Origin of the sequence: Hamadaea tsunoensis DSM 44101 (assembly GCF_000428945.1) — a bacterium.
Taxonomy (GTDB): Bacteria; Actinomycetota; Actinomycetes; order Mycobacteriales; family Micromonosporaceae; genus Hamadaea; species Hamadaea tsunoensis.
This window is the reverse complement of sequence record NZ_KE386821.1, coordinates 11,900-31,502: the sequence shown is the minus strand read 5'-3', so window position 1 is coordinate 31,502 and position 19,603 is coordinate 11,900. Positions and strand designations below refer to the sequence as shown.

18 protein-coding genes are annotated in these 19,603 nt (G+C 71.5%); 9 read left to right on the top strand and 9 right to left on the bottom strand.

Translation table 11 applies throughout. From position 1 onward, the window contains the following. Positions 1 to 54: 54 nt before the first annotated feature. Positions 55 to 873 carry a DUF1206 domain-containing protein gene (locus tag G401_RS0139170; protein WP_027346772.1) on the top strand — a complete coding sequence of 273 codons (819 nt, stop codon included), beginning with the start codon at positions 55 to 57 and terminating at the stop codon, positions 871 to 873. 96 nt (positions 874 to 969) lie between these two features. Here G401_RS0139170 and G401_RS0139165 read toward each other — a convergent pair whose 3' ends face one another. Next, positions 970 to 1,659 (bottom strand): TetR/AcrR family transcriptional regulator, encoded by a 690-nt coding sequence (locus G401_RS0139165; protein ID WP_027346771.1) that lies wholly within the window; start codon positions 1,657 to 1,659, stop codon positions 970 to 972. Between the two features lie 97 nt (positions 1,660 to 1,756). Here G401_RS0139165 and G401_RS0139160 point away from each other — a divergent pair, with 97 nt between their 5' ends. After that, a complete protein-coding gene (locus G401_RS0139160; protein WP_027346770.1) occupies positions 1,757 to 2,866 on the top strand; it encodes an FAD-dependent oxidoreductase in 1,110 nt (369 codons plus the stop codon). A gap of 25 nt (positions 2,867 to 2,891) precedes the next feature. On the opposite strand, the gene G401_RS51485 is transcribed toward G401_RS0139160, so the two are convergent. Together G401_RS51485 and G401_RS53890 are read right to left on the bottom strand one after the other, a co-directional pair. Next, entirely contained in the window at positions 2,892 to 4,307 is a 1,416-nt protein-coding gene (locus G401_RS51485; protein WP_051367919.1) for a phosphatase PAP2 family protein, read from the bottom strand. Between the two features lie 82 nt (positions 4,308 to 4,389). Further along, positions 4,390 to 4,974 carry an AAA family ATPase gene (locus G401_RS53890; RefSeq protein ID WP_051367918.1) on the bottom strand — a complete coding sequence of 195 codons (585 nt, stop codon included), beginning with the start codon at positions 4,972 to 4,974 and terminating at the stop codon, positions 4,390 to 4,392. A gap of 124 nt (positions 4,975 to 5,098) precedes the next feature. On the opposite strand from G401_RS53890, the gene G401_RS51475 reads away from it, so the two are divergent. The 4 genes from G401_RS51475 (at position 5,099) to G401_RS0139130 (ending at position 12,256) form a co-directional block, all read left to right on the top strand. Beyond that, positions 5,099 to 6,862, top strand: coding sequence for an ABC transporter ATP-binding protein (locus G401_RS51475; RefSeq protein ID WP_051367917.1), 1,764 nt, complete (start codon positions 5,099 to 5,101; stop codon positions 6,860 to 6,862). After that, entirely contained in the window at positions 6,859 to 8,604 is a 1,746-nt protein-coding gene (locus tag G401_RS0139140; protein ID WP_027346769.1) for an ABC transporter ATP-binding protein, read from the top strand. Before G401_RS51475 ends, G401_RS0139140 begins: the two co-directional genes overlap by 4 nt. A 555-nt stretch (positions 8,605 to 9,159) precedes the next feature. Further along, positions 9,160 to 10,491, top strand: coding sequence for a ricin-type beta-trefoil lectin domain protein (locus G401_RS51470; RefSeq protein ID WP_051367916.1), 1,332 nt, complete (start codon positions 9,160 to 9,162; stop codon positions 10,489 to 10,491). Between the two features lie 97 nt (positions 10,492 to 10,588). Next, entirely contained in the window at positions 10,589 to 12,256 is a 1,668-nt protein-coding gene (locus G401_RS0139130; protein WP_034594511.1) for an AMP-dependent synthetase/ligase, read from the top strand. Here G401_RS0139130 and G401_RS0139125 read toward each other — a convergent pair. The 3 genes from G401_RS0139125 to G401_RS0139115 all read right to left on the bottom strand — a co-directional run bounded on the left by G401_RS0139125 (position 12,244) and on the right by G401_RS0139115 (position 14,835). Beyond that, the gene (locus tag G401_RS0139125) at positions 12,244 to 13,011 is read right to left on the bottom strand and encodes a class I SAM-dependent methyltransferase (RefSeq protein WP_027346767.1); all 768 of its coding nucleotides are present in this window, start codon (positions 13,009 to 13,011) and stop codon (positions 12,244 to 12,246) included. The genes G401_RS0139130 and G401_RS0139125 overlap by 13 nt on opposite strands. A 66-nt stretch (positions 13,012 to 13,077) precedes the next feature. Next, positions 13,078 to 13,809: a VOC family protein gene (locus G401_RS0139120; protein ID WP_027346766.1), complete on the bottom strand. Its 732-nt coding sequence runs from the start codon at positions 13,807 to 13,809 to the stop codon at positions 13,078 to 13,080. A 33-nt stretch (positions 13,810 to 13,842) separates the two neighbouring features. Further along, positions 13,843 to 14,835, bottom strand: coding sequence for a hypothetical protein (locus tag G401_RS0139115; RefSeq protein WP_027346765.1), 993 nt, complete (start codon positions 14,833 to 14,835; stop codon positions 13,843 to 13,845). A gap of 236 nt (positions 14,836 to 15,071) precedes the next feature. Here G401_RS0139115 and G401_RS0139105 point away from each other — a divergent pair, with 236 nt between their 5' ends. Further along, positions 15,072 to 15,998, top strand: coding sequence for a lysophospholipid acyltransferase family protein (locus G401_RS0139105; protein WP_027346764.1), 927 nt, complete (start codon positions 15,072 to 15,074; stop codon positions 15,996 to 15,998). Between the two features lie 6 nt (positions 15,999 to 16,004). Here the strand turns inward: G401_RS0139105 and G401_RS51465 are convergent, their stop codons facing one another. Both G401_RS51465 and G401_RS0139095 read right to left on the bottom strand, forming a co-directional pair. Then, complete coding sequence (locus tag G401_RS51465; RefSeq protein ID WP_051367915.1) at positions 16,005 to 16,751, bottom strand: PHP domain-containing protein; 747 nt, start codon at positions 16,749 to 16,751, stop codon at positions 16,005 to 16,007. 49 nt (positions 16,752 to 16,800) lie between these two features. Beyond that, positions 16,801 to 17,166, bottom strand: coding sequence for a DoxX family protein (locus tag G401_RS0139095; protein ID WP_027346763.1), 366 nt, complete (start codon positions 17,164 to 17,166; stop codon positions 16,801 to 16,803). Positions 17,167 to 17,288: 122 nt separating this feature from the next. Between G401_RS0139095 and G401_RS0139090 the strand changes: the two genes are divergently transcribed. Both G401_RS0139090 and G401_RS53885 read left to right on the top strand, forming a co-directional pair. Next, positions 17,289 to 17,663 carry a winged helix-turn-helix transcriptional regulator gene (locus G401_RS0139090; protein ID WP_027346762.1) on the top strand — a complete coding sequence of 125 codons (375 nt, stop codon included), beginning with the start codon at positions 17,289 to 17,291 and terminating at the stop codon, positions 17,661 to 17,663. Further along, a complete protein-coding gene (locus G401_RS53885) occupies positions 17,664 to 18,089 on the top strand; it encodes a GNAT family N-acetyltransferase (protein WP_051367914.1) in 426 nt (141 codons plus the stop codon). It abuts the gene before it with no gap. A 142-nt stretch (positions 18,090 to 18,231) separates the two neighbouring features. On the opposite strand, the gene G401_RS0139080 is transcribed toward G401_RS53885, so the two are convergent. After that, positions 18,232 to 19,482, bottom strand: coding sequence for a glycoside hydrolase domain-containing protein (locus G401_RS0139080; RefSeq protein WP_027346761.1), 1,251 nt, complete (start codon positions 19,480 to 19,482; stop codon positions 18,232 to 18,234). Between the last annotated feature and the right edge of the window lie 121 nt (positions 19,483 to 19,603).

Here is a 19,603-nt window from a genome sequence, read left to right as displayed (position 1 = left end):
GGTCGGACGCGCCCCGATGTTTCAGAAGCGGCCCGGCCGGAGACAACAAGGCCTATGACCTCGACCCTCGAACATCACGCCACCCGGGCCGCGCGCAGCTCGTTCCTGGAGTGGCCGACGCGGATCGGGTTCGTCGGCTACGGCCTGCTGCACCTGGCCCTGGCCTGGCTCGCCGTGCAGATCCTGCTCGGCCGGGGCGGGCATGGCGACGAAGGCCAGACCGGCGCCCTCCGTACGCTGGCCGCCCAACCGCTGGGCCGTTTCCTGATGATCGTCATCATCGTCGGACTGTTCGCGATGGCAGTGTGGCAGCTGCTCCTGGCGTTCGTCGGCCACCGCGAAGAGCAGGGCAAACGCCGCCTCGCCGAGCGGGCCCTGTCCGGCGTACGGTCCGTCCTCTACGGCGCGCTCGCGATCACCGCGTGGAAGGTGCTGCAGGGCACGGCCACGACCAGCGCCCGTCAGCAGCAGGACTTCACCGCGACCGTCCTGCACAAGCCGTTCGGCCAGACGCTCGTCGTGATCGCCGGCGGCATCGTCGTGATCGCCGGCATCGCGGTGGCGATCTACGGTCTGCGGACGAAGTTCCTGCGGCGGCTCAAGACCGGCCGGATGAGCCCGGCGGTCAAGCGTACGGCGACGAACCTCGGCCGGATCGGATACCTCGGCAAGGGAATCGCCTTCACGGTGGTCGGCATCCTCGTCGTCACCGCTGGGATCACCTACGACCCGGCGAAGTCCGGCGGCCTCGACACCGCCCTGAAAACGCTGGCGCAGGCGCCCTACGGACCGGTCCTGCTCCTGGTGGTGGCGCTGGGGTTCGCGGCCTTCGGCATCTACTGCTTCTTCCAGTCCAAATACCGCAAGGTCTGACCCCCGCCTGTATCTTGCGCGCCGTCGCCGCGATCTTGACGGATGTCCAGAAAGAAACATCATTCTGCCGGAATGACCTCACTTTCCCGACATCCGTCAAGATCCACACTGGGAAATGCGGGCTTGGATGCCGTCGAGGAGGAACTCGAGGCCGATGCGGAAGGTCTCGTCGGCGCTCAGGTGTGGGCCGTCGCGGACGACCCTCGACAGCGCGGGGAACCGTCCCGTCGCGAAGGTCCGTTGCAGGTACGGCCCGTGGGCGGCCTGGAACTGCTTGATGTCCATCCCGCTGGCCCGCTCGGCGCGCCGCTCGGCGATCTCCCGGCGTACCGCGCCCACCACGTACGCGTTGACCGCGGCCACCGCCGGCACGACGACGTCCAGGTCGACGCCGGTCATGGCGGCCTGCACGGCTTCGCCGGTGGCGAGCGTGTTCGGCCCGAGATGCGGCCGGCCGCCGATCAGGTCGGCGAGCCATTCGTGCTGCTGGACGGCTCGCCGGGTGGCTTCGGCGACGGAGCGCAGCACCTGGCGCCAGTCGTCTCCGGCCGGCCGGATCTCGGCGTAGACCGTGTCGATGATCAGGTCGAGCAGTTCCTCCTTGGTGGCGATGTAGCCGTACAGCCGCATCGGCCCCACGCCGAGCGCCGCGGCCACCTTGCGCAGCGACACCGCGTCCAGGCCGTCCGCGTCGGCCAGTTTGATCGCCGCGCGGACGAGTCGTTCCCGGCTCAGCGGGGCCGGCACCGGTCGCTCGGGCGGCTCCGGCCGCTCCCACACCACCATGCCGCCGACGATATCGCACCGTGTTACGGTGTATCGTGGCTATACAGTGTATCGATCTATACGATGTATCAGTCAATACGATGAATCAGGAGCGGCCGTGGACATCGCCATCGTCGGAGCGGGCATGGGCGGCCTGGCCCTCGCCCGCGTACTGCACGTCAACGGCATCGACGCCGTCGTCTACGAACGAGAACCGTCGCGTACGGCGCGGGGGCAGGGCGGCATGCTCGACATCCACTCCGGCCAGTGGGCGCTGCGCGAGGCCGGTCTGATCGAAGGGTTCCACGCGATCGCCCGTGGCGAGGGCCAGGACATGCGCCTGCTCAAGCCGGACGGCACCCTGCTGCTCCAGGAGGACACCCCCGACGACGCCCCGCTGGACCGGCCCGAGGTCGACCGCGCCGACCTGCGCGACCTGCTGCTCGATTCCCTTCCCGAGGGCACGGTGCGCTGGGGGCACGCGTACGCGTCCGCCGAGGGTGGCCGGTTGCGTTTCGCCGACGGCGGCAGCGCGCGGTACGACCTGCTGGTCGGCGCGGACGGCGCGGCCTCCCGGGTCCGCGCGCTGGTCACCGATGCCCGGCCGGCGCACATCGGCCAGAACGTCGTCGAGTTCGGCATTCCCGACGTCGACCGGACCCGGCCCGACCTCGCGGCGATGGTCGGGCGCGGCAACTACTGGGTGCTCGGCGACGGGATATCGCTGGCGGCGCAGCGCAACGGCGACGGCCGCGTCCGCATAGGCGTGAGCTTCTACAACACCGCGGAGGACTGGTTCACCACCAGCGCGTTCCCGTTCGAGGATCCGGCTGCGGCCCGGGCGCGGCTGATCGACCTGCTGCCCGGCTGGCACCCGCGGATCACCGCGCTGATCGACGCCTGCGACGACACGGTCGTACGGCGGTCGGTCACCACGCTCCCGATCGGTCTGACCTGGCCGTCGACGCCGGGCGTCACGCTGGTCGGCGATGCCGCGCACCTGATGCCGGCGGTCGGGCAGGGCGCCAACATGGCGCTGCTCGACGGCGCCCGGCTCGCTCTCGCACTGGCGGCGCACCCGCACGACCTGCCTGCCGCCGTGCAGGAGTACGAACGCGAGATGTTCGAGCGCACCGGCGCCGCCGCCCGGATGTCGGCGAAGACTCACGACATGCTGGCCTCGCCGGACGCCGCCGAGAAGATGCTCGCGTTCTTCCGGCCCCGCTGACGGCCAGGTTTCGCGACCGGCCCGCCTATCGCGACTCGCTTTCGACCTCCGGCGGCTTCCGGGCTGGACGCGGCGGGATGAGCAGCCAGCACGCTCCGACCCAGCAGACCGCCAGCAGGATGCTGCCGAGCAGGTCCGTCGGGTGGTGCATCCCCCGATACAGCCGTCCCCACGCGACGGCGAGAGCCATGAGGACACCGACGCCGGCGGCGACCCAGCCCCATCGCCTTCCGTAGCGGGCGAACACGATCAGGGCGATGGCCGCGTACAGGCAGAGGGTGGCGGCGAGGTGGCCGGACGGGTAGCTGGACGTGGGCAGGTGGCCGTCGAGGCGCTCGACGTCGGGGCGGGCGCGGTGGACGATCGTGACCGTGGCCAGGAAGATCGTGATCTCGCCGGCCAGGACGACGGCCAGGAAGAACACCGCCCGCCAACCCCGGGTCACGGCCAGCGCGAGCAGCGCGGCGGCCAGGCCGACCGAGAGGATCACCGGCGTACTGCCGATCCCGGCGGCGACCGCGCTCAACTGGGTCAGCGTCGTGCCGCGATGCTGGGCGAACCAGTGCGGGATCGACTGGTCGCCGAGCAGGTTGCCGGGCCGGTCCACCAGTTGGCCCAGGGTCAGGACCACGCCGAAGGCGAGCACCCACCCCACCGCGAGGCCCGCGGCGGTCCGCCAGCCGATGCCGAGGCCGGCGTGGACGGCGGGGCGGATGGCCGGCGCCGCCTCCGGCTCCAGGCCCTCGGTCAGCGGCTCCGCCGGGCGCAGGCCCGCCGACCGGCGCCAGGCCGAGAACGCGGCCGCCGTCACCGACAGCCACAGCAGCGCCAGCAGCCAGCCGCCGAGCACGTCCGACACGAAATGCACGCCGAGCGCCACCCGGCTGAACCCGATGAGGAACACCAGGACCGCCACCCCCGCGTACGCGTACCGGCGGCCGCGGTCGGACAGGACGGGCAGGAAGATCAGCAGCAGCGCGCCGTAACAGGTGAACGAGCCGAGCGAGTGTCCGCTGGGGAAGCTGTTGCCGGGCGCCACGAGAACGGTCTGCTCCACGACGGGACGCAGCCGCCCGACGAACAGCTTGAGCGCGGGTCCGATGATCATGGCTCCGACCCCGGTCACCACCAGGTACGCCGCCAGCCGCGCCCGCCGCCGGGCCAGCAGGGCGATCGCCACCACGCCGATGACGCAGGACAGCACGAGGGTGCTGCCGAACGCGGTGATCGTCCGGAGGACCACCTGCATCCAGTGGTGGGCGGCGACGACGCGGTTCATCGACGCGGCGACGTCATGGTCCAGGCGTTCGAGGGGCGGCCACTGACCGCGTACGAGGGAGAGGACCAGGGCGAAACCGACGCCGGCACCGAGGGTGACGATCAGGCCGGCCGCCCCGGCGCCGGCGAAGGTACGCGCGCGGCGCGTGGCGGGAGTGGGCATGGATCAGCCTTTGCCCGGGGCGGGTGAGGTCAAAACCTCGGAACACGACACGCTGTAGGGTAGTCGCGAATCAAGATCAAGATCAAATTTCCGTTGTACGCCTATCAGGGCCGGCCGAGTCCGAGGACGGCTCCGATTCCGGGCACGTGGCCACTCCGCGTCGCGCAGTCAGAACCCGAACCAGGTCTCCCATGTGGACTCCGGCCGTCGTGTCGACTCGTACCACGCCTCCGATTTCGAGCGGTTCGGCGTGTTCGGCCCAGTCGTCCCACGCGGTCGCGAGCCGCTGCGCGTCCTGGTAGACGGTGTCCGGACGGCTCCGCGCGAGCACCCGGTCCCGGGCGACCACCGGAGGTACGTCGCACCAGACCTCGATCAGGTCCGGCTCGCCGCAGCAACGCCAGCCGGCCTCGGCGTACGCGAGGTCGCGCGGCTTGAACCACCACGACTCCAGGACCGCCGTGCCGGGGGTGATCGCGGCCAGCCGCCACATGACGTCGGAGGCCAGGCGCCCCAACTGTTCCGGGACGACGCCCGGCACGTAGAGCGCCTCTTTCAGCGCGTCCTTGCCGATCACGGGAACGCCGAGCGCCTTCCCCAGGAGTCCGGCGAGCGTCGTCTTCCCCGACCCCGGCAGCCCGTTCACCAGCACGATCCGCTCCGCCATCCGGCCTTCTCCCCTCACTCAGGGTCGTCCTCGCACCTGGTCGGCGGCGATCAGCGTATTCCGGGGAAGGTGATCTTTGATTTGGATCTCCGAAACGATTTGATCCTCCCGGTAGCCTGGCCTTATGCCCCCACGGATCCCCCACCCCGATCCCGGCGTACCCGACGTGCGGGGGCCGCTGCGCTACATGTGGTGGCTGGTCCGCCGGCAACCCGTACGCGTGCTGCGCGGCAGCCTGTTCGGGACGCTCTGGATGGTCGGCCTGGCCGTACGCCCCTACCTGATCTCCCGAGCCATCGACGACGGGCTGCGCAAAGGCGATACGGCGGCCCTGCTGACCTGGGCCGGCGTCATCGTGCTGGCGGGGATGCTGCTGGCGTGGCTGGGCATCAACCGGCACCGGACGATGACGTTCGTCCGTGAGGACGCCACCGCCCGCTCGGCGGCCCTGCTCGTCCGGCACGTCGCCCGGGTCGGTGCCGTGCTGCCGCGGAAGCTGGCGGCGGGCGAGGTCGCCACCGTCGGCGGGACCGACATCGGCCGCGTGTCGATGGTGCTGACGCTGACCGGGCCGGGCGTCGGGGCCGTGATCGCGTACGCGACCGTCGCCTTCGCCCTGTGGCAGGTGTCACCCCTGCTGGCCGTGGTCGTGCTGCTGGGCGTACCGGCGATCGCGGTGGCCGTCGGGCCGGTGCTGCGGCGGCTGGAGAAGACCGAGTCGAGCTACCGCCGGCAGCAGGGCATCCTCACGACCCGGGCCGGGGACATCGTGGCCGGACTGCGGGTGCTGGCCGGGGTCGGCGGCCGCGACCTGTTCGCCCGCCGGTACGCCGAGCGCTCCCGCGAACTGCGGACGGAAGGCTATCGGGTCGGCGCGCTGGCCAGCTGGGTCGAGGCGCTGACGATCGGCATTCCCGGGCTGTTCCTGGCGGCCGTGGTGTGGCTCGGCGCGCGGATGGCCGCCGAGGGGACGGTCACCATCGGGCAGCTCGTCGCCGTCTACGGGTACACCGCGATCCTCGTCGTGCCGGTCTGGTTCCTGCTGGAAGCCGGGTACGACGTGATCGCCGGCCGGGTCGCGGCCCGCCGGATCCTCGCGGTGCTCACCATCGAGCCCGACCGGGTCCTCGGCGGCGCGACCGAGCCCCAGGCGGCACCGGCGCAACCCGCCGACCTGTTCGACCGCGCGTCCGGGCTGAGCATTCCGACCGGCCTGATGATCGGCGTCGCCGCCGACGATCCGGCGGACGCCGTCGCGCTCGCCGACCGCCTCGGCCGCTACACCGCCACCGGCGAGCCCGGCGACGTGACCTGGGGCGGCGTACCGATCACGGCGATCGAGCTGGCGACGGTCCGGGAACGCATCCTCGTCGCCGACCACGACTCCTACCTGTTCGGGGGGACGCTGCGCGAGATCCTCAACCGGGGCGGGGCCCGGGACGACACCGCCGTCCGGCAGGCCCTGTACGCGGCGTCCGCCGAGGACGTCGCCGACTCGGTGTCGGACGGGCTGGACACCACCTTCGAGCCGCGGGCCCGGACGTTGTCGGGCGGGCAGCGCCAACGCGTGCGGCTGGCCCGGGCCCTGCTCGCCGAGCCCGAGGTCCTGATCCTCATCGACCCGACCTCGGCCGTCGACGCCCACACCGAGGCGCGGATCGCCGACCGGCTGCGTACGCACCGCGCCGGCCGCACGACGATCCTGCTCGCCACGTCCCCGCTGCTGCTCGGGCGGGCCGACGTCGTCGCGTACCTGAAGGACGGGCGGGTCGCCGCCGAGGGGACCCACGCCGACCTGCTCGCCGGGGAGTCCGGCTACCGGCAGCTCGTGGCCCGCGGCTCCGAGCCCGACACGGCGACCGCGACCACCGGGGAGATCTCCGCATGACAACGACCCGCCTGCCGGTCGCGGACAAGCGCACCGTACGCCAGGCCGCCGCCGCCCTCCTGCGCAAGGAGAAGCGAGCCGTCGCGATCATCCTGGCCCTGCACGTCGTGGGGGCGGTCGCGGGCCTGGCCGGGCCCGCCCTCGTGGGCCGGATCGTCGACCGGGTCACGGCCGGCGACGGACCGTCCGCTGTGGACAAACTGGCGCTCGCCATCGCCGGGTGCGTCATCATCCAGGTGCTCTTCGCCCGCTTCGCGCAGTACTACGGCCACCGGCTCGGCGAGCGCTCAGTCGCCCGGCTGCGCGAGGATTTCGTCGGGCGCACGCTCGCGCTGCCGGTCTCGGCGGTCGAGCGGGCCGGCACCGGCGACCTGGCCACCCGCAGCTCGGTCGACGTGGCCGCGGTCGGGATCGCCGTCCGCGACGTGGTACCCGTCGTGATCATCTCGTCGCTCCAGCTCACACTGCTGTTCGCGGCCATCTTCGTGCTCCACCCGCTGCTCGGCCTGGCCGGGTTCGCCGGACTGCCCACCACGATCGCCGTCAGCCGCTGGTACCTGCGCCGGGCCACGTCGGCGTACCTGGCCGAGGGGGCGGCCGTCGCCGAGCTGACCGAGGAGCTGACGACGACCGCCGAGGGCGCGCGTACCACGGAGGCCCTGCGGCTGGCCGACGAGCGGATCGCCCGCGGCGTCGACCGCGTCGGCCGCCAGTGGCGCGCCCGCCGCGCCACGCTCGCCCTGCGCAGCGTCTTCTTCCCCGCCGTCGAGAGCAGCTACGCGCTGCCCATCGCCACCATCCTGGTCGCCGGTGGCTACTTCTACCACCACGGCTGGGTCACCCTCGGCGACGTCGTCGCCGCCGCCCTCTACCTCCAGCAGGCCATCGACCCGCTCGACCGCCTGCTGCAATGGATGGAACAGGCCCAGCGCGGCCTGGCCTCCTTCGCCCGCGTGCTCGGCGTCGGCCTCGTACCGCCCGAGCCGCGCGGCGCCACCGCCCGGATCAGCGGCCGCGAGCTCGTCGTGCGCGGGGCCAGCTTCTCCTACCCCGGCGGCCACGACGTGCTCCACGACGTCCACCTGGATGTACGCCCCGGCGAGCGGCTCGCCATCGTCGGCCCTTCGGGAGCCGGCAAGTCGACGCTGGCCCGGCTGCTCGCCGGGATCGACGCGCCCCGGACCGGTTCGGTGAGCATCGGCGGCCACGCGGTCACCGAGATCGACCCGGCCGAACGCCGCCGCCGGATCGCGCTGGTGACCCAGGAACACCACGTGTTCATCGGCAGCCTGCGGGACAACCTGGCGTTCGCCGCCCCGGGCGCCACCGACGCGGCCATGCTCGACGCGCTGCTGGCCGTCGGCGCCGACTGGTACGCCGACCTGCCCGACGGCCTCGACACCCTGCTCGGCGACGGCGCCCGCCAGCTCGGCACCGCCGACGCCCAGCAGCTGGCCCTGGCCCGGCTGGTCCTCGCCGACCCGCACACCCTCATCCTCGACGAGGCGACCGCAGCCCTCGACCCGACCACGGCCCGGCGTACCGAGCAGGCGCTCGGCGCGGTCCTGTCCGGACGGACGGTCATCGCGATCGCCCACCGGCTCAACACCGCGCATGACGCCGACCGGGTCGCCGTCATGGAGAACGGCCGGATCACCGAACTGGGCAGCCATCACGAGCTGGTCACAGCGGACGGCGCGTACGCGTCGCTCTGGCGCTCCTGGCACGGATCGGCGGCATAAAACCTGCAGCGTCGACAGGGAGCAGGCGCGGAGCGGTTGACGGTGATCGAGTGCCCGGAAGCTGTAGTAATTGATCTCCATTGCTTGATCAAGAGCCGGGGAGCTGCAAGAATCGGGCCGTTTCAAACAGCATCCGGGCACTTGACCAAGCCTTCAGATCATGATCAAGCCGAACACGCCTGCGGCTGGTGATCATTTGCCGCTATGACGGCAGTTCCGACCTCATCATCGTGATCAAATACCGTCAATACGGCAACGCCCCGCGGTCTCGGCACAGCATCGCCATGACCGGTCGAACCGAGCACGACTCCCAGTCCGGTCACCAGGGTGGTCAGCGGGGACTACCTCGTCGCGACCTGGCAGACGACCATGATCGTCTATCACCGCGCCGGCTGACGCCCCCTCGCCATCGACCTATTGACAGAATTATCTATGGAACTTCACCATGTGAGAGCGCTCTCTCGGCCTAGCCCAGCCAGATTCGTCCCCGCCTGAGAGCGCTCGTCCGGGCAGCCCGCCCGGGCGTACGCCTCCGTCCCCCGAAATGAGGCTCCCATGAACCTTGCCCGCAGGAAGCGTCTGCTTCTGCCGGCAGCGGCCGTCCTCGCCCTGCTGGCCGGCGCCCTCCCCCAGGTGCCTGCCCAGGCCTCCGCTCCCGGGGTTCCGGCGGGTTGGACGCGCGTGTTCCTCGACGACTTCACCGGCGCGGCGAACACGGGTCTGAACACCTCGGACTGGCTCTACGACATCGGTACGAGTTACCCGGGCGGCGCCGCCAACTGGGGAACCGGCGAGGTCGAGACGATGACCAACAGCACGCAGAACGTGTACCAGGACGGCGCGGGCCACCTGGTCATCAAGCCGATCCGCAACGGCTCCGGCCAGTGGACCAGCGGCCGGGTCGAGACGCAGCGCACCGACTTCGCGGCGCCGGCCGGCGGCAAGCTGCGCATCGAGGGTTCGCTGCAGCAGCCGAACGTCAGCGGCGCGGGCGCGGCCGGGTACTGGCCCGCATTCTGGTCGCTCGGGCAGGCCGCCCGGGGTACCGGCGCGTCCGGCTGGCCGGGCATCGGCGAGATCGACATCATGGAGGACATCAACGGCCGCAGCTCCGAGTTCGGAACGCTGCACTGTGGAACCTCGCCCGGCGGTCCGTGCAACGAGACGACGGGCATCGGCAGCGGCGAGCGGGCGTGCGGCGGCTGCCAGACCGGCTACCACCAGTACGCGATCGAGTACGACCGCAGCGTGTCGCCGGAGCAGATCCGCTGGTACCTCGACGGCAGCAACTTCTTCACCGTCAACGCCAACCAGGTCGACGCCACCACCTGGAACAACGCGGTGCACCACGGCTTCTTCGTCATCCTGAACGTGGCGATGGGCGGCGGCTTCCCGGCCGCGTTCGGCGGCGGCCCCACCGCCTCCACGACGTCGGGCATCCCGATGCTGGTGGACTACGTGGCGGTCTACACCTCCGGTGGCGGCACCACTCCGCCGCCGAGCGGCAAGGCCGTGAAGAACGCGAACGGCCTGTGCCTCGACGACCGCGCGTCGGGCACCGCCAACGGCACCGCCGTGCAGATCTACACCTGCAACGGCACCGGTGCGCAGCAGTGGACCTACGTCGAGGCCGGCACCACCCTGCACGTGCTCGGCAAGTGCCTCGACATCCCCGGCGGCGCGACCGCCAACGGCACGAAGCTGCAGATCTGGGACTGCAACAACACCGGCGCGCAGGTCTTCATCCACCGCGCGGACGGCACGTACTACAACCCGCAGTCCAACCGCTGCCTGGACGACCCGTCCGGCTCCACGACGCCCGGTACCCAGGTGCAGATCTGGGACTGCAACACCTCCGGCGCCCAGCAGTGGAGCCTGCCGGCCTGAGGCCCGCGGACGTTCGGCTGAGGAGAGGGGCAACCGAGGGGGCGGCGATCATGCCGCCCCCTTCTCGCCGGGGTCCGACTGTGGTCCCATATTCGCCATGGCCGCCACCCTCTGCTCCGCGTTCCAGGAAATCGCCGTCCGCGATCCGGACGCCGTAGCGCTCCAGTCCTTCGACACCGGCCTGACCGTCACCTGGGCCGACTACGCGCGACGCGTACGGCTGATCGCGGGCGGGCTCGCGGCGCTCGGCGTACGGGGTGGGGACACGGTCGCGCTGATGCTGAGCAACCGGCCGGAATTCCACCTCTGCGACACGGCCGCCGTGCACCTCGGCGCCGTGCCGTTCTCGCTCTACAACTCCTCCTCGCCCGAGCAGATCGCGCACATCCTGCGCGACGCCGGGGCCGCGGTCGTCATCACCGAGCGGCAGTACGCGCAGCGCGTCGCGGCCGCCGGCGTACCGGGGATCAAGCTCGTCTGCGTCGACGGGGAGGTCCCGGACGCGTCCACTCTGGACGAGCTGGAGGCGCTCGACCCGGGCGACTTCGACTTCGACGCCGCCTGGCGGGCGGTCGGGCCGGCGGACCTGCTGACCATCATCTACACCAGCGGCACGACCGGCCGGCCCAAGGGCGTCGAGCTGACCCACGCGAACCTGCTCGCCGAGGTCGCGGCGGTCGACGCCCTGGCGGGGCTGCGGGCCGACGACGAGACCCTGTCGTACCTGCCCGCCGCGCACATCGCCGACCGGCTCGCCAGCCACTACGTGCAGCTGCTCTACGGTACGCGGATCACCTGCCTGGCCGACCTCAAGCGGCTCGGCGAGGCGCTGGTCGCCGTCCGGCCGACGTATCTGGGCACCGTCCCGCGCGTACTCGAGAAGATGCGAGCCGGTGTGGAGGAGGCCCTGCTCGGTGCGCCGGCCTTGCGCCGCAAGGTTTTCCGGGCCGCGGCGCGCAGCCGCGGACCGGTACGCGCGCTGGCGGACCGCGTCGTCCTGGCCTCGGTACGCGCCCGGCTCGGCCTGGACCGGACCCGCTGGATCATGTCCGGGGCCGCGCCGCTGCCGGTGCCGGTCCTGACCTACTTCCTCGACCTGGGCGTACGCGTCAGCGAGGTCTACGGCCTGTCCGAGACCTGCGGAGTGAGCACCCTGAACCCGCCGGACGCCATCCGGCCCGGGACGGTCGGCCGCGCTCTCGACGGCGTGCAGCTGCGCCTGGAGGACGACGGCGAGCTGCTGATCCGCGGGCCGATCGTCACCCGCGGGTACCGTGGCGACGCCGCCGCGACGGCCGCCGCGTTCGACGGCGACTGGCTGCGCACCGGCGACGTGGCCACCCTGGACGACGACGGCTACGTACGCATCGTCGGCCGCAAGAAGGAACTCATCATCAACGCGGCCGGCAAGAACATGGCGCCGACGGCGATCGAGGCGGCCGTGGCCACCCGCTGCCCCTACATCGGCGCGATCACGGTCATCGGCGACCGCCGCCCCTACAACGTCGCCCTCATCGTGCTCGACGCGGAGGCGGTCGCCGCCGGCCTGGCCCGCGACCCGTCACTCGACCCGGCGGCCGAGGTGGCGCGCGCGGTCGAGGAGGGCAACGCGACGCTCGCCCGGATCGAGCAGATCAAGCGGTACGCGATCCTGCCCGGGACCTGGGCGCCCGGCGGAGAGGAGCTGACGCCGACGCTGAAGCTGCGCCGGATGGCGATCGCGGCGAAGTACGCGGCGGAGATCGAAGCGCTCTACACCGCCTGAGTGCTCCGGGGCCGCGTACCACGCCAGAACTCGGCGCCCCGGTCGATCTCCAGCGGTTCCAGCCGGGCCACCTCGGCGAGCAGCCGCGCCCGGTACTCGGCCCGCCGATCCGGCGGCAGCGCGTCGATGAACGCCCGCGACCCGTGCGAGCACTCCCAATCCCAGTACGCGTCGACCGCCGGCAGCGCCAGATGCACCTCGGCACCGGCGTCGGCGACGTCGTCGAAGCCCGCGAGGATGTCCTCCGCCTCGGCATCGTTCCCGTTGCGCCGCTCCCGGCCCGCGTACGCGGCGAACTCCCGGTTCAGTTCACCGAGGAACGCCCAGCGGGCCTCCGTCGACCACGCGCCGGGCCACGAGAACGCGAACCGGCCACCGGGCACCAGGACGCGCCGCACCTCGGCCGCGGCCGATGAGGGATCCGCCAGCAGGTGCACGGCGAATCCGCTCACCACGAGATCGAAGGACTCGTCGGCGAAGTCGAGCCGGTGGGCGTCCATGACCCGGGCGTCGATGCCGGGCACGTGCGCGGCGAGCTCGCGTACCATGCCGGGGGCGGCGTCCACGGCGGTCACCACGGCCCCTCTGCGCAGCGCTTCGATCGCCAGGGCACCACGGCCGCAACCAAGATCGAGGACCCGCGTACCGGGTACCACACCGAGCCAGTCCAGCAGCTGCCGGCCGAAGTCGGCGAAGAAGGGGACGACCTCGTCGTAGTCGGGGGCGATCCGGTCGAACAGGTCCACGATGGTCATGGGCGCAGCCTGCCCCGAGTCGCCCCGATCCGCCACGTGTTTTCCGCCGGCTCCGCGTTCCGCGGGTCAGCTCGGCGTGAGGAGGCAGAACTCGCTGCCCTCGGGATCGGCGAAGACCAGCCAGTGAATGCCGTCGAGGTCGATGGCGGTGGCGCCGAGCGACCGCAGCCGGTCCGCCTCGGCCCGCAGGTCGTCGCCCGCGTACGGGCGCAGGTCGAGGTGAACTCGGTTCCAGACGGTCTTCGGGTCGGGCGTGCGCTGCAACCGCAGGTAGGGGCCGACGCCTTGGGCTGAGCGCAGGATCGCGTGCTGGTCGGTCACCTCGTGCACGGTCCAGTCCATGGCCTCGCCCCAGAACCGGACGGCGGCCCGGGGGTCCGCGCAGTCGGCCACGATCGCGGCGATCGGGCCGATGTCCTGAGAGGACGGATCCGGATCCAGCACGCAGAACTCGTTGCCCTCCGGGTCGGCCATGACCGTCCACGGGACGTCGCCCTGGCCGATGTCGGCGGGGGTCGCGCCGAGCTCCGTCAGGCGCCCCATCAGCTCCGCGTGGTGCGCCGCCGAGGTGGTGGCGAGGTCGACGTGTACGCGGTTCTTCACGGTCTTCGGTTCCGTGGAGACGACGAGGTCGATGCAGATCGCGGCGGGATCGGGGTACGCGAAGCCGTGCGGTTCGAGGTTGGTCACGCCAGGCCCTTCGCTGGAGACCGCCCAGCCCAGCACGTCCGCCCAGAAACCGCCGAGGGCGGCATCGTCGGAAGCCTTCATGTTGATCTGTACCAGCCGCGTCGCCACGGACGAGATGTTATCCGGTCGCCCCGTCGGTGATCATTTCGCCTGGCCGGTCGGCGACGGATCGAGGCAGCCGTCCTCGACGTCCAGCCCGTGGTCCGCCCGGAAATACGCCGACTCCGGCTCCTGGGCCGTGCCGCGCGGGTTCACCTCGGCGTCGGTGCCGAACGGGGCGGTCAGGCCGCGGCGGGTCGCCGCGCAGTCCATGAGGTCCCAGTAGCCGCCGGAGTCCGACAGGCCCATCCCCTGGTACGCGACGGCCACCGAGGCCGCCTTCGGGAACATCCAGTGCTCCTCGTCGTGCACGAGGACGATGTCGCGGCCCGTCCAGTTCTCGGGGACGTCGAAGGCGCACACCCAGACGTAGTTGGTGACGACTTCGAGCGCGTCGATCTTGCCCCAGCGGGTGGCCCGGTAGGTGGTGTGGCCGCTGACGCGGGCCTTTTCGGCCGATGGGCGTACGCCGCTGGACAGGTCGAAGCGGACGAGGTTGACGCCGAGCCCGCCGCGCTGCAGCTGCGTGCGGACGTACGCCGCGGTGTCGGTCGAGACGAGCCGCAGGAACGCCGACGGATCGTGGTCGACCTGCAGCGCCGGGTCGAGATGCGAGGCGATGAGCGCCTGGCGTACGCGCTTCAGCGCATCCTCGACCTCGGCCATCGTCCAGGCCCCGGCGGCCGACGCGGCGGGCATCGACAGGCCCGCCTCACCGACGGGGAAGTCCTCGGCCGGCGTACCGGTGAAATGACCGGAGGCGGTGACCGAGGCGCCGGACGCGACCGCCGACGGGTACGCGGACGGGCCGGCGGCCCGCCAGTGGCTCAGGCCCACGCCGGTGAAGGCGACCATGGCGACGATGAGCAGCAGCGCGACCGTCCGGCCTGGACGGCTGAACAGCCGGCCGACCGATCGCAGGGCCGCGCGCGCGAGCGCCCGGCGGCGCAGGCCGCGCCGCGCCCGGCGTTCGACGGTCCTGCCCCATTCGGCCAGCTGCGCCAGCGGATCGTCGTCGAGGGGAGGCTGGGACACGGCGGCACCGTCCGAAGTTGAACCCGAAGTCTTGTTCTGAAGTTTGCGCTGAGGTCGTTCCGAAGTTGATCGAGAAATTGCGGGCAACGTATCACGGGGCGGCGACCCGGCGCAGACCGGCGAGGGGCGCTCGGTGGAAACGATTCACCGCGAGGTCACGGAAACTTCCGGAGAACCGCCCTGTCCGGTTCCCCGGCCGCGCCCGACGATGACCCTCCCGACCAAGGGAGACCCCGGTGTCGTCCGTTTACTGGCTCGCCCGCTCGGGCATCGCCGTCGCGGGCAGGACGCCGCGCCGGCTGCGGCACGGGCTCGCCTCCACCGTCACGTCGGCGACCTACCTCGGCTGGCGCGCCAAGCGCGTCGTCACGCAGGAGAACATGGCGACCGTGCTCGGCCTGCCCGCGGCCGATCCGCGCGTCAAGCGCGCGGCCCTGCGCTCCTGGTACAACTACGGCCGCACGGCCGCGTCGCTGATCTGCCTGCCGTTCGAGGACCTGGCCGCCGTCGAGGCCGGCTCGCTCGACCTCAGCGAGGGTACGCCGTGGCGGGAGAACCTCCGCCGGGCGCAGTCCCCGGGGCACGGCCTGATCGTGACGACCGGGCACTTCGGCAGCTGGGACCTGGCCGGCGCGATCGCCGCGCAGTACGCCCCGCTCTCGGCGATCGCGGACACGTTCGGCGACGCCCGGCTGAACAGCCTTCTGCAAGGGCATCGGCGGGACAAGCGGGTCAGCATCATCCCCGTCTCCAACGCCGCCCGGCCGGCGCTGGCCGAACTGGCGGCCGGGCGCGCGCTCGCGATCGTCGCCGACCGGCCGGTCGAACCCGAACGCGGCGTCGCCGTGACGTTCTTCGGGCGGACGGCGTACGTGCCGGCGGGGTCGGCCGCGATGGCGGTCAAGTCCGGCGCGGCGATCCTGCCCGGCTACGTCTGGTACGCCCCCGGCAACCGCCACTACATCCGCACCTTCGCCCCGATGTTCCCGCGCCCGGTGAGCACCGCGACCGAGCGGCGGGCGGAGATCGAGCGGCTGACCCAGTACATGATGTCGTGCCAGGAAGCCGTCATCCGGCAGAGCCCGACGCAGTGGTTCATGTTCCGCCGGTTCTGGCCGGACGCGGTGGCACCCGTGCGTACGCCGGCCCTCGCGAGCGTCTGAGTCGCTTCAGGACTCCGCCCGGCGTTCCTCACGCGCTTCGCGGCGGCGGCGCATCATGCGGCGGGGCGGGTCGACGAACCAGCTCCACGCGCACTGGGCCACGTACGCCCCGGGGTTGAGCCGCTGCGGCCGCTGCTCCTGACCGCCCGCGCGTACGCCGCGGTCGAGGACGGCCCGCCGGAAGTCCTCGGCGGACGTGCCGGCGAAGGTCGTGTACCCGGCCCCGACGTGCTGCCAGAAGTGCGCGTCGCTGGAACCGAGCTCGGCCAGCCCCCAGTCCTTGTTCGCGGCGAGCACGGCGTCGCGCTGCCGGGCGTTGGCCGGACTCGGGTTGTAGGTCTCCAGGCCGTCGATCGCGTACCCGGCGTCGAGCAGTCCCTCGATGCGGCGGCGGCTCAGGCTGGGCACGAGCCGGCCGAACGGGTGCGCGACGACGACCAGGCCGCCCTGCGCCTTGATGGCGTCGATCGTCTCCTCGACCGGCCGCAGCTGCTTGGGCGCCTTCGTCACGAACAACCCCAGCAGGTGACCGCTGCGCGTGGTGACCTCGACGCCCTTGACGAGGCTGATCGGCGTACCGGTGGCGGCCAGGATCTCCTCGACCCGGTGGGCCCCGTCAAGGTGATCATGGTCGGTGACCGCGATCACGTCGAGCTGCCGGGCCGCCGCCGTCCGCACCAGGCGGGCCGGGCTGATCCAGCCGTCGCCGAGATTCGTGTGCAGATGGAGGTCGGCCCGGCCGGTACGCGTCACGCCGCGATGCTAATTCCGCCGGGTGAACGGCGGTTGAAGCCGGATCCGTTCACAGCCAGGTCGTCGACAGCCATACCGTGACGGCCGCCAGGGCGAGCAGGACCACGTTGAGCCCGATCAGCCGCGCCTCCCCGCGCACGAGGTGCACGATGATCCCGCCGATCTGGATCACCACGAGACCGGCCGCCGCGACCAGGGCCAGGACGGGCGCGATCCCGGTCAGCGGCGGCAGGATCAGACCGATGGCCCCGAGCACCTCCATGCTGCCGATCAGGCGTACCAGCGGCATCGGGACCGTGTCGACCCAGCCCATCATCGGCTGCAGCTGTTCCTTGGTCTGCGCGACCTTCTTGCCCCCGGCGTACAGGTAGAACAGCGCCAGCAACGCGGCGACGATCCAATACGCGATCTTCATGTGTGCTCCTCGTGAACCGGCCAGTACAAGGATGGTTACCGTTTGTGCGTGGCCACATGATGCGTCACTATTGGCGCGCGTACAAAAGGCACACGCGTGTGCGTGAGGCACAGGGGGTCGTCATGTCCGAGTACGAGCACACCTGCATGATCCGGGGCGACGGCGGCCGGACGATCCGCGCGATCCTCGACCAGATCTGCAACAAATGGACGCTGCTCATCGTGGCCACCCTCGACCAGGGCACGGTCCGGTTCACCGAGCTGCAGCAGCAGATCCCGGGCATCTCGCAGCGGATGCTGACCCTGACCCTGCGCAACCTCGAACGCGACGGGCTCGTGGCACGGACCGTCCACGCCGAGGTCCCGCCCCGGGTGGAGTACGCCCTGACGGCCACCGGCCGCAGCCTCATCCCGCCGGCGCTGGCGCTCGCGGGCTGGGCGATGGAGCACGTCCCACACATCGAGGCGAGCCGGGCGGCGTACGAGAAGGGCCGTTAGATGGATCTCGTCCCGGTCGGAGTGGAGTCGACCTTCGGGCTGCGGCGCGAGGTGCTGGGCTGGGCGGGGACCCTGACCCGCGCGGACAGCGGGGAGGCCGGTCACCTCGCGCTGACGCACGGCGGCGCGGTGGTCGCGGTTGTCTCGCACGTGCGGTGGCCGTGCCCCGACGAACCGGGAGTGCCGGCCCGCTACTTCTGGGGCATGGCAGTCGATCCCGCCTACCGCGGGCAGGGTGCGGGCCGGCGCCTCCTGTCCGCCGTCGCGGATCAGGCCCGGGCCGGCGGCGAAGCCATCCTGTGGGCGGACGCGCGGGAGACGGCCGTGGGCTTCTACGTCGCCTGCGGTGCGCGGGTAGTGGGGCCGCCCTACCTGGACGACGTGACCGGCCTGATCGACCGCCGGGTCCTCATCAACCTCTTTTAGAGGATTTGGCTTTTAGAGGATTTTGGCCCGGCGGCGACTCACGACCCCACGCTCCGCCCCGACGACCTTGCGCGACTGTCACGTTTTCCGTCTGGAATGCCCGAAAGGCCCGGACATTCGCGCAAGATCGCCGGGAAGGGGGTCAGGCTCGGGTGATGCGGACGGCGTCGGCGATGACGTAGCCGGTCCCGCTGGTCCAGCGGCTGACGCCGACCTTGTTGCCGGCCCCCGCCGCCAGCGTGAACGTGCCGAGGGACACCCACTGGCCGCCGTTCGCCCGCTGGTTGACGTAAACCGACTGGTTGCCGGCCGTGGTCACGACGATGTACGGGGTCAGGTTGTTGTAGCCGGCGTCGGCCGGGTACCAGACCGAGATCTCGTAGCTGCCCGTCTCCGGCAGGTCGGCGCTGTACCAGGCCGCGTCGCTCGACGAGACCGGGTTGGCGTACCGGTAGTCCGCGCCGAACCGCTGCCCCGAGTAGGAGGACGTGCCCCAGTTGGCGCTCGCGGTGAACTGTCCGGCCGTCGCGTTGTCCACTGTGGTGCTCCACGGCGCGGGCGCCTGGGCGCTGGTGACGTCCACGTAGTCCCGGTCGATGTTGATGGTGACGCCGCCCCACGTCTCCGTCACGTCGCCCGCGTACTGGTGCAGGCGCTGGTGGCCGGGCCAGGCGGTGTCGGCGCAGTAGCTGCCCCCGGCCGTGTCGGCGACGCCGTTCCACCAGGCGATCCAGATCTGGTCGATACGCGTGTAGCTCGTGTCGTTGTACGCGGAGCAGACGTCCTTGACCCCCGACGAGCCGCTGGAGTACATGCCGGCCAGGTAGCCGCGGGCGTGCAGCTGCTCGGTGTAGCCCGACAGGAAGGACAGCACCGCCGCCTTGCAGGCCGCCGTCGACGGGTAGCCCTCGATGTCGTTGTAGATGGTGCTGCCCGCGCCGATGCCGAGCGCCGTCGCCGCGTTCGCCGTGCTGGTCGCCGCGGACACGCCCTGCGAGCGCGCCGTCGTGGGATCGCTGGACATCTTCGGCGTACGCGTCCCGCACGGCGCCTGGTAGCCCAGCTCGATCGGGATGAGGTGCCAGCCGTTGGCGATCTGGTTGGCGACCCAGGTGGCGGTGAGGTTGGGCTGCGAACAGGAGCGGCTGGCCCCGCTGATGTAGATGCCGACCGCCTGGTACGGCGAGCTGCTGCGCCACGCGTTCATCGCCGCCTGCGAGGGGGCGGTGCACGTGTCGAATCCCTTGCCGGTGAAGGTGCCCGGTTGCGGGGCCGCGGCGAGGGCCACCGCCGCGGTGGCGGCCACTGTGGACGGATCGGCGGTCGCGGGCACCCCCGGCAGGGCGAACGCCGCCGCTGCCAGCAGGGTCAGGACGACTGGGAACCTTCTCATGCACGCCTCCAGGCGATGGTCCGTGTACGGATTTTCGAAGCGGTGCATACTTCGGTGAAGGAATTTCTACCATGTATCGACGAGGCCGAGTAGACCTTGCGGCCCCGCCGTCGCGGCGTTA